Genomic DNA, 15934 nt, shown 5'->3' with positions numbered 1-15934 from the left:
ACATGGGCGTAATAAATAATCCCGGCGACCGCCTTTTATGGATATGCCCTTCGTCTTTAATGCTGGGCTGCGGCCTGGAGCTTGGGTTGACGCGAGTCGAAATCACGCAGATTTGCCAGTTCGGTAGCGCTGACGGCCTTGTCTTTGCGAGGATCAAAAACAGCCTTATCGCGTGCGCAATAGTAAAGGTGCTGCCACTCCTCCATCGCGCTTTCCCACGCTGGGAGACGCAGGTTCGCCTCATTATCCCCTTTGACAATACGCTGGAACGCGAGGAATGAGAACACCAATGCCAGAATAATCGCACAAAGTGTCAGAGCCACTAGCACAAGCATGAGCGTAGCATCCAAATTCGCTTCCATGCCACCGATAAGCACAATAACGAAAAAGATACAAATGCCAACCAGGACAATACAGCTGATAATGGTTCGCGACATGGAGACATTTTTCGCTGGTACTTCGGGTGGCGCGCACGCCTCCACACCAGCGTCGTAAGCCGCTTGCATCGTTTTAACTTTATCCGCCTGGTTACACACCGGGCAGGTTGGTTTCTGGCTCTGTACGGACGCCATAGATTAGTCCCTCCTTACGTTGCCCCACACGACAGTCCGGGCAACTATACAATATTCTCCTATGAAGAATAGCACGTTGTGGCTCTTTCGACAATGCCGACTTCTAGTAGGCGCAGACCATGCCTTAAAAAGCATTTGCCAACGCCGCCTAGTCGCCGGCTAGCGCTAACGCGCTCAGGCAAATGGATGGCTTGCTCTCAAAAGCATTTGCCAACGCCGCCTAGTCGCCGGCTAGCGCTAACGCGCTCAGGCAAATGGATGGCACTCATAATAATTTAGAGATATCAGGTTTGACACGCCCCAATCCACCAGCTACACTAGTGCTGGTATTTACGTTGCAGCATATTCAGTTTTACTATTCGATAGAAATATTCTATGAAGACAACACCATCCATTACGATCCTTGGACTAGGACCCGGTAGCACACAGGATCTCACGGTACAGGCCCATGCCTTGCTGGCTGCCGCGGCACAGGAAGGGCAAGTCGTCTACTTTCGCACCGTGGTTCATCCAACTGTAGACCAGTTGCGCCAGGAGTTACCTACACTTCGTATCAACTCCTTTGATAGCTTTTATGACGAGTCCTCAAACTGGCAGTCGCTCTATCAGCGTATCGCAGATGAGGTCTGTGCGCTAGGAGCGCAAACACCTATCATTTATGCCGTACCCGGTCATCCCTTGATGGGCGAGATATCAGTGCGGATCGTGCTGGAGACAGCTCGCGCGCAAGGGCTGACAACTTCAGTCGTCGCGGGGCTCTCGTTCATGGAGCCAGTTTGTAGCTTGCTCGGGCTCGACCCATTTGATACGGGCCTCCAGATCGTTGACGCGACAATCCTGGCCGGGCTGGAAAGCGATGAGATCGCTGGTACGCTTATCCCCACCGCACCCCTTATGGTTACTCAGGTATATAATCGTCGTCTAGCGAGCCAGGTCAAGCTCACACTGAGCGAATGCTACCCTGATGAATGGCCAGTCAGGCTGGTACGCGCCGCCGGAGTCGCCTCTGAGGAAGAGGCACTCGAAATGCCGCTCTACGCTCTGGATCACAACAACTATGCGAACCATCTGAGCACGCTCTACGTGCCCCCGCTAGATCAACTGACACCACTGCGCCTACCCGATACGCTACGATATATTACCAAGCGTTTACGTCGCGAGCCCGATGGTTGCCCCTGGGACCGTCAGCAGACGCATCAAACGCTTATACGCTATGTGATTGAGGAGACCTACGAGGTTGTTGAGGCTATAGAAGAAAATGACATGCAAAAGCTCGCTGATGAGCTTGGTGATCTTCTGCTTCAAGTTTACCTCCACGCTGAGATCGCACGCCAGGAAGGTAGCTTCTCCATTGGCGATGTCTATGAGAATATTAATGCCAAGATGCTGCGCCGCCATCCACATGTCTTTGGCGATACTGAGGCCCACAATGCCGGGCAGGTCGCGCAGAACTGGGAAGAAATTAAGCGCCAGGAACGCCTGCAAGCAGGCACTTTAAATGAGAAACAGGAAACGATCTTCAAGGACATTCCTCAGGCAACGCCCGCGCTGATGGTGGCTCAAGAATATCAGAAGCGAGCAGCGAAGACAGGGTTTGAATTCGAAAATTTGGAGCAGGTCATCGCCAAGCTTGATGAGGAACTACAGGAGCTTCGACAGGCCAATACACAGGAGGAACAGCACGAAGAACTAGGCGACATTCTCTTTCTTGCCGCCAAGCTCGCGCGCTGGTACAAGATCGATGCGGAAGAGGCTTTGCGCGCGTCGAACCGCAAATTTCGCCAGCGCTTCCAGGCCATGGAGGCTTTCGCGCGCCAGGAGCAACGTGAGCTAACGTCATATGATATTGAGGAGTGGATTGCCCTTTGGAGGCACGCCAAGCAGCAGGTCAAGCAAGCAAAGAGCTCGGACTAGCGCTTCTAGCTACCGCAACATGCCATATGTGCTCCATAGTGCATAGCAAGGGCTGCTTTTCTATCGGCAAAGCAGCCCTTGCTCTATAACTCCTGCGAACCATAGGCAGTTTAACTCTTTCTACTTGTAGAGCTGGCGCAAATTATGAAGCAAGCAAGACGGTCGTGTGCCTCGCGATCTCTTCATCTTCTTCCGTCCACTCCTGGTTCATCATCTCAGGCTCTTGTACCAACTCAACGTCACAGGAATCATCCTCGATAGCCCAATTTGTGTACGCGTAAAATGACTCTAGTAGTGTATCTGTCACATCGAACATCATAGCAGTACCCTTTCCTTTATCCCCTGGCTTTGTAGCCCGTTTCCATTTCTCTGCTGCTAATACTACTTGAGCCGTGTCACAGCGCCATCATAAAACTGTCGCGAAACTGTCGCGTTTCTCTTTCCAGGGTAAACACAGAAGCGAAAGGTGATATCTCACTAGATAAATCGATAAATATGGCAAAGTGTTACGCCTGGGTCTTCTATTCACTCAGGCACATGAAACGACATGGTATGATAAGAGCAGGGACACACTCACGCGCATCCACAGTTCGATGCGACAAGGCAGCACAAAGGAGAGTGCCGTGAAATTTGACCTCAATGAAGAGCAATCAGACATTCGCGACATGGTTCGCCGCTTCACACAACAAGAAATCACGCCCCATGCCGAAATGTGGGATGAAAATAACCACTTTCCACGCAAAACCTTTACTCAAATGGCCGGATTGGGTCTGATGGGCATGACCACACCTGAAGAACTGGGGGGCAATCTGCTACCACGCCTGACCGCCGCCCTGGCTTATGAAGAACTGGCCCAGGGAGACATGGCTACTGCCGTAGGGCTCTCTGTTCATAATATGGTAACTGGATCAATCGCGCGCTTTGGCAATGAAGAACAACGAGCACGCTGGGTAGACAAACTTGCCTCGGGCGAGCTACTCGGCGCTTTCTCACTAAGCGAAGCCTCCGCAGGTTCGGACGCCGCCAGTTTACAATGTCGGGCCGAACGCGCGGGAGATAGTTATACACTCAACGGCAATAAACTATGGGTCACTAACGCCGGTGAGGCCGATATCTATCTGCTTATGGCACGCACAACAACTGGCAGTGAATCTTCGGGCATTAGCTGCTTTGTTATAGAGAAGGGCACTCCTGGCTTCCTCTTTGGCAAGACTGAGCGTAAGATGGGACTACACTCCTCGCCTACGCGCGAATTGATCTTTGAGAATTGCATCATCCCGGCTACACACCGCCTGGGGGACGAGGGAACTGGCTTCAAGATCGCGCTCTCTTCGCTCGATGGTGGTCGTATCAATATCGGTGCTATCGCTGTTGGCGTGGCACAAGCGGCCTTCGAGACAGCACGCCAGTACGCTCAGGAGCGTCAGCAGTTCGGGAGACCCATCGGAACCTTCCAGGCTATCGAGTTTATGCTCGCTGATATGGCGATGAAGATCGAGGCTGCGCGCCTGCTTGTTTATGAAGCCGCGTATAAGTTGGATCAGTCACAACAGCCATCACGGCAGACCTCGATGTATAGCGCCATGGCAAAGTGCTTCGCTACTGATACCGCAATGGAGGTCACAACCAATGCGATCCAGGTTCTTGGTGGCGCAGGCTATGTACGAGATTATCCCGTTGAGCGCTATATGCGCGATGTAAAGGTGGCGCAGATTTTTGAAGGCACCAATCAGATTCAGCGTATTGTGATTGGGCGCGCGCTCCTCGATCAGCTCCACTAATTTGTGGCTCATCCAGGTCCTCAGGCCAAGCGAGAGATTGCCTTATTAGTAGTATATCAAGACAAGACTCATATGAGAGACTTGCCAGAATTGTTTTTTTTCGATATGCTAAAAGGGCAAATTTCTGAACGACCGGGACGTGTGCTACCATGGACAGCAATGATGGCACGCGTCCTCGTCTCTTCTACTCCTCCTCTTGCCAATATCCAATATACTATTCAAGAGTTATCTCTATTCACTTCATTATGTTCTTATACGGGTCTATGCCTGTGGAAACTAATAAGGATCTTTATTCGAAAGCCTGAACGGCAGACCTGGTTTACATAAAGCTGAGCGAGTCAGCCCGCTAATGAGGGTCTGTACCGGTCACGACAGTGATGCCGGTATTTTTGTAGGAACAACTACCACGCTCAGGTTTTCAAATAAGCAGAAGGAGCTTTGTTTCATGAAGTCTGATTGGGTCGCGAGGATCAGCGACCGTGTAGAACAGCATGTGCGACAGGTGAAGGGCGAGCACGCCACGATTATCTGCGCCTCTGGGCTCAGTCCCTCAGGGACAGTCCACCTGGGTAACCTGCGCGAAATTATGACCGTTCACATCGTCGCTGAAGAGCTGCGCGCTCGCGGCTGGCAAGTTGAGCATATCCAATTCTGGGATGATTATGATCGCCTGCGCAAGATTCCCGCTGGCATTCAAACATCCTTTGAACAATATATCGGGCAACCCCTGTGTGACGTTCCCGATCCCTTTGGGGAATACGCGTCATACGCTGAGCGCTATATTACGGAATTCAGCGAAGGACTGGCCCATCTGGGAGTCCCTATGACACATGTACGCCAGTCTCTGGCCTATCGTGAGGGACGCTATACCGAAAAGGTCAAGTTCGCGATGGCACATCGAGGCGAACTCTTTGATATCCTATCTGAGTATCAAACACACCAGGGGCAGCAAGAGAGTATTAACGAGCGCCGCGCTGCTTACTACCCCTATCGGGTCTATTGTGAATCCTGTGGCAAAGATACGACTCAAGTTCAACACTATGACGAAGCGACGGCACGTATCGAATATACCTGCCAGAATTGCCAGCATCATGGCTCGTTCAGTCTGGATGAGAAGATCTCAGGCAAACTGGTCTGGAAGGTAGACTGGCCGATGCGCTGGAGTTTCGCGGAAGTTGACTTTGAGCCAGCAGGCGCAGATCACTCGACGCCCGGCAGCAGCTTTACTGTTGGGCAACGCATCGTGCAGGAGATCTTTCACTCGCCGACACCACAGTACGCATCTTACGCCTTTGTAGGCATGGAGGGACGCGTCAAGATCTCCAGTTCGGCTGGCACAAATGCCTCTCTGGCTTCCGCACTCGCCATTCTGGAACCGGCCATCCTGCGCTGGCTCTATATCCGCCGCGCCAACAATCAGCCCTTTATGATCGACTATGGACAGGGACTATTACGTCTGTATGACGAATGGGATTCACTCTCACGTCAGATAGCAAGCGGCAAGGCAAATGAGGCCAATCAACTCGCGTATAAGCGCGCGACTCAAGGCTCCGCAGGATCGATTAAGCGCGCGGAACGCAATGTCCCCTTCTCGCTACTGACCTCGACGATGGATGTCACACAGGGCAACGTAGAGCAGGTGTTGCGTATCGCCACCCAGACCCTCAAGGAAGAGCGCCAGATCGAGCCAACCCAGCTAGAGCCACGCCTGACCTGCGCTCTTAACTGGGTCAACAACTATCTACCAGAGGATGAGCGCACCACAATTCGTACCTCCTTTGACGCTGAAGCATATACCCAGTTGCCGGAGAGCGAGCAGGCCGCCTTGCATCTGCTGGTAGAGGAGTTTGAGAACGCCTGGAGCCTTGACGCCTTAACAGACCTCATGTACCGCATTCCCAAACAGGTTCGTGGTCTCCCTGCTGACGCTCCTGCTACACCAGAGCTCAAACAAGCCCAGCGCGCCTTCTTTGTAGCGATCTATACGCTCATCTGTGCCTCGGATACGGGACCACGCATCCCAACGCTGATGCTCTCACTAGGTAAAGAGAAGGTCAAGAGCCTGCTCACACCTGATGGAGTTTCAGCTCAGGCAGAGCAGCCTGCATAACCAGACATCTATATAGTGAAGTGTCAGACAAGGATGACCTGATACTTCACTATAGTGCGCTCGTTGCCAGCCAGGGTTAGGTATGTCTTATCGCCCACCATCCAGGAATTCAAACGGTACCGGGATACAGCCATGGTTGTGAGCACGGGCGTATCGTATTCAGTAATGGAGCTTGAGGGATCTATCACCCAGATATGGACCCTACCCTGACTATCCAGGGAAGCCAGTACAGTATCGCTCAGCCAGGAAACATGGAGTATTCCACTTCCTCTATGCCCGATGTAGCGCGCGATAATTTTATTGCTTAAGACATCACTAATCCGCACAATCCCATCATCGCCAGCCGAGGCCACATAATTATTGCGCCCACTTAGTTCATTAATCCGACCCTTATGGCTAAACTGAAAAACCGAGCGCCCATCTCTCCACACGCGCATATCCCCCCTCTCGTCCACGCTTACCAGAAGGGAAGTCTCAGTGTACCAATAGAGATCGCGCACAAGCGCGGATGCATGACAGTACAGCCTCAGATACGAACCAGACGCACGAGCACCAGCGAAAAGATGCGAGCAATCATAGGTATAGATCGATCGGTCCTCACAAGCCACCAGAACAAGATTATCGCCCACAGCCAGCGAGGTCACAGGAGAAGGAACTTTGATGCGTTCTAAAAGATGACCATCTGCCTTGGTCCAGATGTGCACCTGACGATCCCGCTCCTGGCATGATGCGACGAACGGAGAAGCAGGCAAAGTTGCGAGATATTTGACCGGCCCTACATGGCCCTTATATACCTCTAACTCCTCTTCAAAGGACACGATATGCACGGCATGATCCTCTGTCGCGACTATGTTCTCCTGGTAGTGGGTACGATTCGCAATGGCAATTATCGGAGCATCGAAACCATAGGTGCCCTCTTGCTGAAGCTCATTCGAGACAATTGGGGTTACGACATCAACCGTTGGGGTTAACGCAGTCGAACCTTTATATTTACCCAAATCATTAACCGCGCTGATGAATATCGCACCCAGACCAGAGATAACCGCCACGCTCAAGATGCCAAGCCCAAGCGCATTACGCCTATCTACTTGTTGCTGATCGACGAACGAAGAGTATGACCTATAAATCGCGGCTTTCGCTATGGGATACGCGCCAAGTGCCAGCCCAATCACATCATTTACCTTTTGCGCATCTGGGGGGCGCATCTCGGGATCAAGCGAGAGCATACGCGCGACAATATCTCTGAGAGCCAAGGGTGCGCTACCTACGGGAATAGGGGGAAAGTGAAACGGGTGCGTAGCGGGATCCTGACCTGTAAGCATCTGGTGCAAGAGCGCCCCCAGGCTATAGATGTCAGAGCGTGGCGTAGTCTGTGCCCGACCATATTGCTCAGGCGCGGCATAACCCGGTGAGCCAAAGGGGATCGTATCTTTGGCCTGCCCCTTGCGATAGGAGCGCGCGATGCCAAAATCAATCAATGAGACTTTCTGGCGCGGACCGACTATAATGTTCGCGGGCTTGAGGTCACGGTACACAATCGGCGGGGTCTGGTTATGCAGATAAGACAAGATGGAACAGAGTCTCTGCACGACTTCCAGCAGAGCACGCGTGACTGATTTCGCCTGGTACTCCTCTGGGCTCAGATGCGCAAAGTAATCCTCTAAAGTACGCCCCTCGACATAGTCCAGGGCCAGAAACCAGCGCTGCCCCTCCCTAAAATGTTCGCGCAGGTGGGGAATGCCGGGATGCTCTAACGATCTCAGGGCCTTTGCTTCATTGTAAAAGGTCGCAGTGGCATCAATCGTATCGGAGGCGGAATGACCAGCGAAGTCGATAACCTTAATCGTGGTAAGCTTACCACGCTGTTGTGTATCCTCAGCCTTAAATATTAAGCCGTAGCCGCCCTCACCCAGAGCGGTTTTCAGAAGATAGCGCTTATGCAACAGGATACCAGGCTTGAGAGCTGTGGAAGTAGTTTCAGGCAAAAACGCTTGTTTCATAACCTGCCTGCGCGTTGGACGCGACGATAGAGGGTCCTCAGCATCGGCGGAATCATATTGGGAGAGGGATAAGGGTTTATGGCAGAACTGGCATGTAGAGGCTTTGTTATCGTTGGCTCCTCCACACTGATCGCAAAATAACATACTCTAACTCTGCTCCTTCTCAGGAAAATCCTAGTATGTAATACCAAATTTAGAGGTAATACACACATATCAACGCAAAAGGAGAGAGAAGATCAAACGAACCTGAATCAAACGATTTGCCAAACCTGCACAGAGCGGTCCACACCTGCGGAAGCAAGGCGTGCGCCATCCGGCGACCAGGCGACAGACGAGACATACCCCTGGTGCCCCTGGTAGGTAAAGGTGCAACGCTCCTTACCAACATTCCAGACCTGCACAGTCTTGTCATTGCTCGCGATGGCGACATGTTTGCCATCCGGCGACCAGACAACAGAGTTCTTAGCACTATTGCCGCCAGAAGTACGCAGAAGTTTGGTATGCTGTGTATAGGAGATACCCACATCCCAGACACAGGCATAAGAATCGCTAGAGGCCGAAGCCAGCAAATACTCCTTTGGATGCCAGGCGAGAGCATTGACACGCTCATTATGCACTTTGAGCACACTGGGTTCCAGTTCCGTTGAGAAGATGGAGGTCAGACGCTGCCAGAACGAATGAGGCTTTTTCAATTCGGCGAAAGGGTTCCAGAAGCGAACTTGTTTATCGCGACCTGCGGAAGCCAGATACTTACCATCAGGCGACCATGCCAATGCATAGACATGATCCTTATGCTCGGTATAGCGATAGAGTTCCTCATGATCCTGTGCCTGCCAAACCAACGCCAATTTATCATTACCGCCCGAAGCAATGTAATCACCATCGGGCGACCACGCCACCGCGTTCACAGGCGCGCTATGCTCGGTATAGGTATATGTCAGATGGCCGTTGGCGGATTCCCAGATCTGCACAGTTGTATCATCGCCAGCAGAGGCAATATACTTGCTATCAGGTGACCAGCACAAAGTATTGACGCGAGCCGAGTGGCCTTTATATGTCCAGACACGATCACCAGAGGCAGCATCCCAAATGATCACAGTCTTATCATAACTCGCAGAAGCCAGCCACCTACCATCGGGCGACCACGCCACCGCCGTTACACGTCCACTATGCCCACTGCAAATGTATACCGTATTAGGTTGCTTGACAATCTGGTATTGAGTGGTGCGCTTCGCGGCCTTACCGGTAGTGTTTGCGCTTGACGCCATAGCTGGCGTTTTAGGTGGTAAGGGCGGCAAGGTCTCAGGTGCGCGATACATAAGCGGAATGCGCGTCGAAATCGTGGGTGGAGAAGTGAGAGCAGCCCCAGTAGTGTAGAGTGTAGCGATACGCTGTAACTCGGCACGCACTTTCGCAACAGATTCGGGGCGCTCATTCACAGGCACGCTGACCATCTGCATCGTCAGGTCAGCAAGTCCTTCAAGGGCAGGATGCTCTGGCAGATGGATGGACGAGAAATGGAACGGCGTCTCGGAGGGATCATATCCCGTGAGCAACTGGTGAAGGGTCGCACCCAGACTATAGATATCAGCGCGCTCTGTGGTCTGTGAACGGCCATACTGTTCAGGAGCGGCATAGCCCGACGAGCCAAGCGCGGTAGTATCCCTGGCTTTCCCCGGTTTGAAGTGGCGCGCAATGCCAAAATCGATCAAGAAGGCATTTCCGTTTGGGGTCAACATCACGTTCGCAGGCTTAAGGTCGCGGAAGATAATAGGCGGATTACGCGAATGAAGATATTCCAGAACGTCACAAAGCTGGATAGCAATATCCAAAGACTGATCAATGGGAAGAGTTGAGCCTTTGAGGCGGCTCAAGCGGCTCTCCAGCGGCTCTCCTTCGATGAAATCCATCACCAGGTAAGAGCGCCCCTGATCGGTAAACTGCTCATAGATGCGCGGCAGGTTTGGATGCATCAGACCAGCCAGCAAGACAGCCTCATGCTGAAAGGCATCCGCCGCCGATTGGCGATCATTCTCATCCAGGCTATTCTGGCTCATCTCTTTCACGGCGACCAGGCGGTTCCCAAATTGCGAATCGAGCGCCTTGTAAACAGCTCCAAAGCCCCCTTTACCAACATTCGCCAGAATGATATAGCGCTGCTTCAGCATATGCTGAGGCTGAAGCAGGCCCGTAATGGTCGTACTGCTTGTAGGTAACTGAAACGTACTATTGGCACTACTAGCCGAGCTGGTGGAGGGAGTGGGTGCCTGCGTTGAACTGCTCACAGTGCTACTACGAGCGCCCAGGCCAACAATCGTGTTTGTCGTTGTGTCAACTCCACCAAGCGCCTGCCCACAGGCACGACAAAAGCGAGCTTCTGGCCGATTGGCGGCCCCACATCGATCACAGAAAAATGTTGCAGCGGACGACATGGAATCCTTTTTCTCGATACGTATCAATCTAGCAAGAGAGCCAAAGATATACCGACTGTACAGTAGTACAACAGAGGAAAAATGTCAAGCGAAGCGTTCATAGAGCACATCATATCCCAGTTCTTGTTGGGCTTGGGTATGAGAAAGGCACATGTTAAGAGAGTGGTCCTAGCGGTTCTGGTCCTGGTATGACATAAATGTTACCGTAAGGGCTTATCTCACGTACACAGAGTAGGTATGATGGTATAATACCCTTGTCTGTACGGAGCAAGAATCATCCGGGAGCCATTTTTCAAAAACACACGTGAGAACGTTATACGATAGCTATCCGTACTGCCTGACTGTTTTGGAATTGAGGGGATGCTGTTACTATGGCAAAAAAAATCTTGATTATGGATGACGATCCAACTATTGCCGACTTGCTCACTGAAGCACTGGCGGATGAAGGCTATGAGACGTTTATGACGACCCAGAGCTTGCGTTTCTATGACTCTATTCAGGAACACAAGCCCGATCTGGTGTTGCTAGACCTGATGATGCCTTATCTGGATGGCCGTGACGAACTCAAGCTCATGACGATGGGGGTAGGCAAACAGATCCCGGTCATCGTGGTTACAGCGTTCCTGGGGGCCGCAAACGAAGAGCAGGAGTTCCGCGATGCAGGCGTTGTGCACATCGTGTACAAACCATTCGATCTGGACAAGCTGGTCGCGCTAGTGAAGCAGACCATCGGGGAACCGGAGGAAAGAAGCGCATGAGTGACATTACAACTAACACGCCCACGCGCTTGGCGCTTGACGCGATGGGCGGCGACAAGGCTCCCGGCGAGATAGTGCTGGGGGCCATTCAAGCTGCACGTGAGTATGGTATAGGAGTCTACCTTGTAGGGCAGGAGGAGGTGCTTAAGAGCGAATTGGCGAAGCACGATACTACTGGCCTGGATCTACCCATTGTCCATACAGATGAGGCCATCGATATGGACGAACATCCCGCGACGGCGGTCAGGCGTAAGAAGAATGCCTCGATGACCCTGGCGTTACAATTGGTGCGAGATGGCAAAGCTATTGGCGCGGTCTCCGCTGGAAATAGCGGCGCGATGATGGCGGCAGCACTCTTCACCTTGAAGCGTATTCCCGGCGTAGAGCGGCCAGCTCTTGGCGGCGTCTTTCCCACAAAGAGCACCCCCTGCCTGGTCATCGATGTTGGCGCCAATACGGACTGCAAGCCAGAATATTTACAACAGTTCGCCCTGATGGGCTCTGTCTACATGGAACGCATATTTCATACCAAGAAGCCACGCGTTGCGCTGCTCGCCAACGGTGAAGAAGAGAGCAAAGGAAACCAGCAAGTCGTAGAGACCCACCAGCTCTTAAAACGCAATGCCGAGCGGCTGGGCCTCAATTTCATTGGTAATATCGAGGGACGTGAAATTTTGCATCCGGCAGCGGATGTGGTGGTCTGCGATGGTTTTGTGGGGAATGTCGTACTCAAGCTAAGCGAAGGCATTGGTGAGACGCTCTTCTCTATGCTTCGCGAGGAATTCACCTCTTCGTTGATAAGCAAGCTAGCCGCAGCAGTCCTGAGACCAGGCATGCGTAAGATCTATAAGAAGCTGGACTACGCGGAATACGGCGGCGTGCCTCTGCTAGGTGTCAATGGCGCAGCTATTATTGCGCACGGTCGCTCCAATGCCAGGGCCATCAAGAACGCGCTCCGCGTGGCAAAGGAAACCGCAGAAACGGGTGTAACGCAAGCTATCACCGAAGGCGTCGCCCATTTGGCTGAGAGCAGAGCAGATAGCACACCTTCCGCACTTTAATACTCATTACGCAAAACTGGGTTATATTTACAATGACGCTATAAAATGTTGCGCATGCAACATCTTATAGCGTCATTTTTAAATGCCCGCCATGTATGACGGGCACCAAAATTTTTGGTCCAATTTGGCAATATGAAGCGACGCAACCGGCAACGTCCCCGATGCGTGATGTACCACGACTTTTCGTTCCAACTGGCATCCTCGCCGCTTATTTGTATATGTGCTCAGTGCCTAAGAGGAAGATTTCTTCTGCCTTTTGGCCGCACCACCCAGGCGACCAATACGGCTATAGAAATCAGGCCCCTGGCTCTCTTTTGTGGCGTTTCCGCCCTTCTTGCCCATCGCGGAAAAGTGCTCAGGACCATACTTCGTGACATTGGCTCGCCCACCTTTCTGAGCGATAGTGCGATAGTACTCAGTGCCACGCTTCTCTTTCAGGACGGTACCGCCCTTCTTCCCTATCCGCTGATAGTAGTCCTCGCCATACTTGGCACGCACAGTATTACCACCTTTGCGGCCAGTTTTGGGTGTGGGGGACGTCGTATTGTTATCTGTTGACGCTATAGACTGCGTGGAGTGCTCTTCCTCTACCATATAAGGCTTCCCTCTCAACTTCTCGCGACATACCAATCCTCAACCGTGCATCCTACCTGTCCCACCAAGTGGCGGGCGAGCCGCGAAGGCAATAGCCGCACGCCTGGTCGAAACTCGCGCAGAGCCTCGATGCGTATAAGTCTAACAAAATGTATTATAAACGTCAATACATTACATTGATGCACAAGAACAAATAGTTATTTGTGGCTATTTTATGAGCATTGCCTTTAACACAAGATAATACAAAGGGAAGAGCATGATCTGCTTCAAATAGCAGCGGATCATGCTCTTCCCTTTGAGGGGATATATTCCGACTAGATTTGTGTGTCTGAGGTTCCGTCGATGGCAGGCCAATCAAAAGAAAGGTCACCAGTAGAGCCGGAGCGGCGCAGACGAGAGCGCGAGCCCTTACGCTCATGAGGTATGCGACCCCCATATTTACGCATTGTGCGCATATGCTGTTTGCGCTCTTTATCCTCTTTAAATTCAATTGAGAGGCGGCGATAGAGGTCTTCCCATTCGTCAAGGATAGCCAGGCGATCATGTTTAGCGATGATATCTAGACTGCCCTGGCGCATACGCGCGCGCAACTCATCATTCTCAATCATAGTATCCAGGTAGCCAGCAGCCTCCTCACTATTACCGGGTTGGAAAAGGAAACCATTCTCGCCATGATGCACCAGTTCGGGCAAAGCATAGGAGTTAGCGGCAAGCACAGGCAGACCACAAGCCATGGCCTCCATCGTCGCTAGACTCTGCAAATCCGCCTCAGAGGGAATCGCAAAGAGAGTAGAGGTTCGACGTAGTGCGAGCAGATCAGCATCGCGCACATAGCCGAGGAAACTCACACGGTCCTCCAGTTGCAGGCTCGCCGTCAGTGCGCGCAGCTCACTCTCCATGGGTCCTGAACCTACCAGCGCCACATGAGCAGGCTGGCGCATATACTTCAGAGCGCGAATCAACACATCGATGCGCTTCTCCTCACTCAAGCGATTCACATGAATAATTAGTGGGCGATCCTCTGGTAGGCCGAAGCGGCGAAGCACCTCTGGGTCGGGCTCACCAGGCGTATACTTGCTGATATCGATGCCATTTGAGATGGCACGCGCAGGTGCACGCAAGCCATGTTCATAGAGTAAATTCAGCGCGGTTTGTGTGGGAGCAGTGACATACTCGCAACGGTTACAGAAATTGACCAGATAGCTATAGGTCACGCTGCTAAACGGCTTACCAAAGACGGGATCAGATGAGAGAGAGCGGCTCATATTGATCGGCAAGTAGTGATTGGTCGCGATCACGGGCTTACGCAACCCTCCCGCCAGGATTTGCGCAACATTGCCGAGGACTACCGGAGAGTGAATATGGATAATATCGGGATCGCTCCGCTTGATCAGGTTGCGAATCGGCATAAAGGGCAAGAAAGGAATACGGAGTCCCTCGTAGGTCGGCCACTCAAAAGACGAGAAGCGATAGACACGCACGTCATGCTCAAGGCGGCGTACATCGCGCGCACCATAACTGGGCGCGACGACCCAGACCTGGTGACCACGTTTGGCGAAATCGACCGCGAGGCCACGCGTGACGGTAGGCACGCCTCCTACCATTGGAGGATATTGATCGGTCACAAGCATGATGCGCATGGTTGCTTCTAGCTCCTGGTCATAATACTCTATGCATTCCTATGCGAACACCTAAGCGCGTAAGCGCCAGCAGAAGAGAGAATACCGCCCTGCCCTCGCATAAGAATTGGTTCTCATCTAGACCCTTAGACGATGTTGGTAACACCCTACCTTTGTTATACGCGCTGAATTACCAGATTGTTGTTACTATAAATTTCCTAATATATGTGAAAAACCGAGGCGTAATAGCACGCTGGTTTTCGTCTAAACCTTCACATAAACCGAGGCGAGCAATCGGATAAGCAGGCTATAAGCAACGACGACTTCAGGTAGGTACGAGTAACACAGAGAGGGACGCGGTAAGACATATTGGGTAGTCACCGCGTCCCTGATAAAAAGAAGGCACTGCTAGAAAGTGCTGCTTAGTCTGTGGACCCACTTTCACCTTCAGCCGGAGCAGGAGGAGCAGCCTCCACAGGAGCCTCTTCGGTAGGCTCTGGTAGCTCAACCTTCGGAGGAGCGACCTTGGCAACCGACTCTTCCGGCTCCGTAGCGAGCTTATAGCCCTTGGGAAGTTCCACGTCCTTCGCATAGATAACATCATCAAGCGTTGCCAGCCGTGCGATGTCCACTTCAATTGCCGGAACAATCTTAGATGCCTGGCATGTGACCTCAAGCGCGTCCATGTGTAATAGAGTACCCTTTGTATCGCGGATAGCAAGCGACTCACCAACGAAGTGCAGTGGGATCTTGATTTTCACCTCTTCGTTTAGGTTAATGCGAGAGAAATCGACATGCAGAACCTGGGTTGAAACCGGGTCGTGCTGCACATGACGAACTAGCACCGTCTCAGGCTTCCCTTTGGGAAGGTTTAGCGAATAGATACTGCCTACCGGACTCTCGCGCTGTAGACGCGTGAAGGTCTTCTCATCAAACTGAACGGCAACAGAGTCGAGCTTGTGACCACCAATATTACCAGGGAGAAGCCCCTGACGTCGCAAGCTCTTCGTCTTCTTCCCCATAATCTCGCGTGGGGTGACATCCATTTCGATTGGTTTCGCCATACGATATCTCTCCTTCTCACAAAAGTACA

At 52.2% G+C, this 15934-nt stretch carries 12 protein-coding genes; 5 read left to right on the top strand and 7 right to left on the bottom strand.

The annotated features are described in order from the left end of the window. Positions 1 to 56 precede the first annotated feature (56 nt). On the bottom strand, positions 57 to 572 hold the full coding sequence (locus tag K3T82_RS13895; protein ID WP_220194040.1) for a hypothetical protein: 516 nt from the start codon (positions 570 to 572) through the stop codon (positions 57 to 59). A gap of 375 nt (positions 573 to 947) precedes the next feature. On the opposite strand from K3T82_RS13895, the gene yabN reads away from it, so the two are divergent. Continuing rightward, positions 948 to 2486, top strand: coding sequence for a bifunctional methyltransferase/pyrophosphohydrolase YabN (gene yabN / locus K3T82_RS13890; protein WP_220194039.1), 1539 nt, complete (start codon positions 948 to 950; stop codon positions 2484 to 2486). Positions 2487 to 2628: 142 nt separating this feature from the next. Here the strand turns inward: yabN and K3T82_RS13885 are convergent, their stop codons facing one another. Continuing rightward, complete coding sequence (locus tag K3T82_RS13885) at positions 2629 to 2805, bottom strand: hypothetical protein (protein ID WP_220194038.1); 177 nt, start codon at positions 2803 to 2805, stop codon at positions 2629 to 2631. Positions 2806 to 3109: 304 nt separating this feature from the next. On the opposite strand from K3T82_RS13885, the gene K3T82_RS13880 reads away from it, so the two are divergent. Together K3T82_RS13880 and lysS are read left to right on the top strand one after the other, a co-directional pair. Then, a complete protein-coding gene (locus tag K3T82_RS13880; RefSeq protein ID WP_220194037.1) occupies positions 3110 to 4267 on the top strand; it encodes an acyl-CoA dehydrogenase family protein in 1158 nt (385 codons plus the stop codon). A gap of 445 nt (positions 4268 to 4712) precedes the next feature. Beyond that, complete coding sequence (gene lysS, locus K3T82_RS13875; RefSeq protein WP_220194036.1) at positions 4713 to 6377, top strand: lysine--tRNA ligase; 1665 nt, start codon at positions 4713 to 4715, stop codon at positions 6375 to 6377. 23 nt (positions 6378 to 6400) lie between these two features. Here lysS and K3T82_RS13870 read toward each other — a convergent pair whose 3' ends face one another. Beyond that, positions 6401 to 8521 (bottom strand): serine/threonine-protein kinase, encoded by a 2121-nt coding sequence (locus K3T82_RS13870; protein ID WP_220194035.1) that lies wholly within the window; start codon positions 8519 to 8521, stop codon positions 6401 to 6403. 107 nt (positions 8522 to 8628) lie between these two features. Beyond that, complete coding sequence (locus K3T82_RS13865; protein ID WP_220194034.1) at positions 8629 to 10809, bottom strand: serine/threonine-protein kinase; 2181 nt, start codon at positions 10807 to 10809, stop codon at positions 8629 to 8631. Between the two features lie 371 nt (positions 10810 to 11180). Between K3T82_RS13865 and K3T82_RS13860 the strand changes: the two genes are divergently transcribed. Both K3T82_RS13860 and plsX read left to right on the top strand, forming a co-directional pair. Continuing rightward, positions 11181 to 11567, top strand: coding sequence for a response regulator transcription factor (locus K3T82_RS13860; RefSeq protein WP_220194033.1), 387 nt, complete (start codon positions 11181 to 11183; stop codon positions 11565 to 11567). Continuing rightward, a complete protein-coding gene (gene plsX, locus K3T82_RS13855; protein ID WP_220194032.1) occupies positions 11564 to 12628 on the top strand; it encodes a phosphate acyltransferase PlsX in 1065 nt (354 codons plus the stop codon). The genes K3T82_RS13860 and plsX overlap by 4 nt, the downstream gene beginning before the upstream one ends. 231 nt (positions 12629 to 12859) lie before the next feature. Here the strand turns inward: plsX and K3T82_RS13850 are convergent, their stop codons facing one another. From K3T82_RS13850 to K3T82_RS13840, 3 genes are all read right to left on the bottom strand, one after another. Then, positions 12860 to 13222 carry a hypothetical protein gene (locus tag K3T82_RS13850; protein WP_220194031.1) on the bottom strand — a complete coding sequence of 121 codons (363 nt, stop codon included), beginning with the start codon at positions 13220 to 13222 and terminating at the stop codon, positions 12860 to 12862. A gap of 314 nt (positions 13223 to 13536) precedes the next feature. After that, positions 13537 to 14862 carry a glycosyltransferase gene (locus tag K3T82_RS13845; RefSeq protein WP_220194030.1) on the bottom strand — a complete coding sequence of 442 codons (1326 nt, stop codon included), beginning with the start codon at positions 14860 to 14862 and terminating at the stop codon, positions 13537 to 13539. 401 nt (positions 14863 to 15263) lie between these two features. Next, positions 15264 to 15905 carry a 50S ribosomal protein L25 gene (locus K3T82_RS13840; protein WP_220194029.1) on the bottom strand — a complete coding sequence of 214 codons (642 nt, stop codon included), beginning with the start codon at positions 15903 to 15905 and terminating at the stop codon, positions 15264 to 15266. Positions 15906 to 15934: the final 29 nt, after the last annotated feature.

The organism is Ktedonospora formicarum (assembly GCF_016587355.1).
Classification (GTDB): domain Bacteria; phylum Chloroflexota; class Ktedonobacteria; order Ktedonobacterales; family Ktedonobacteraceae; genus Ktedonobacter; species Ktedonobacter formicarum.
Note: the sequence above shows the minus strand (reverse complement) of the source record. Positions and strands in the feature narration are given on the sequence as shown.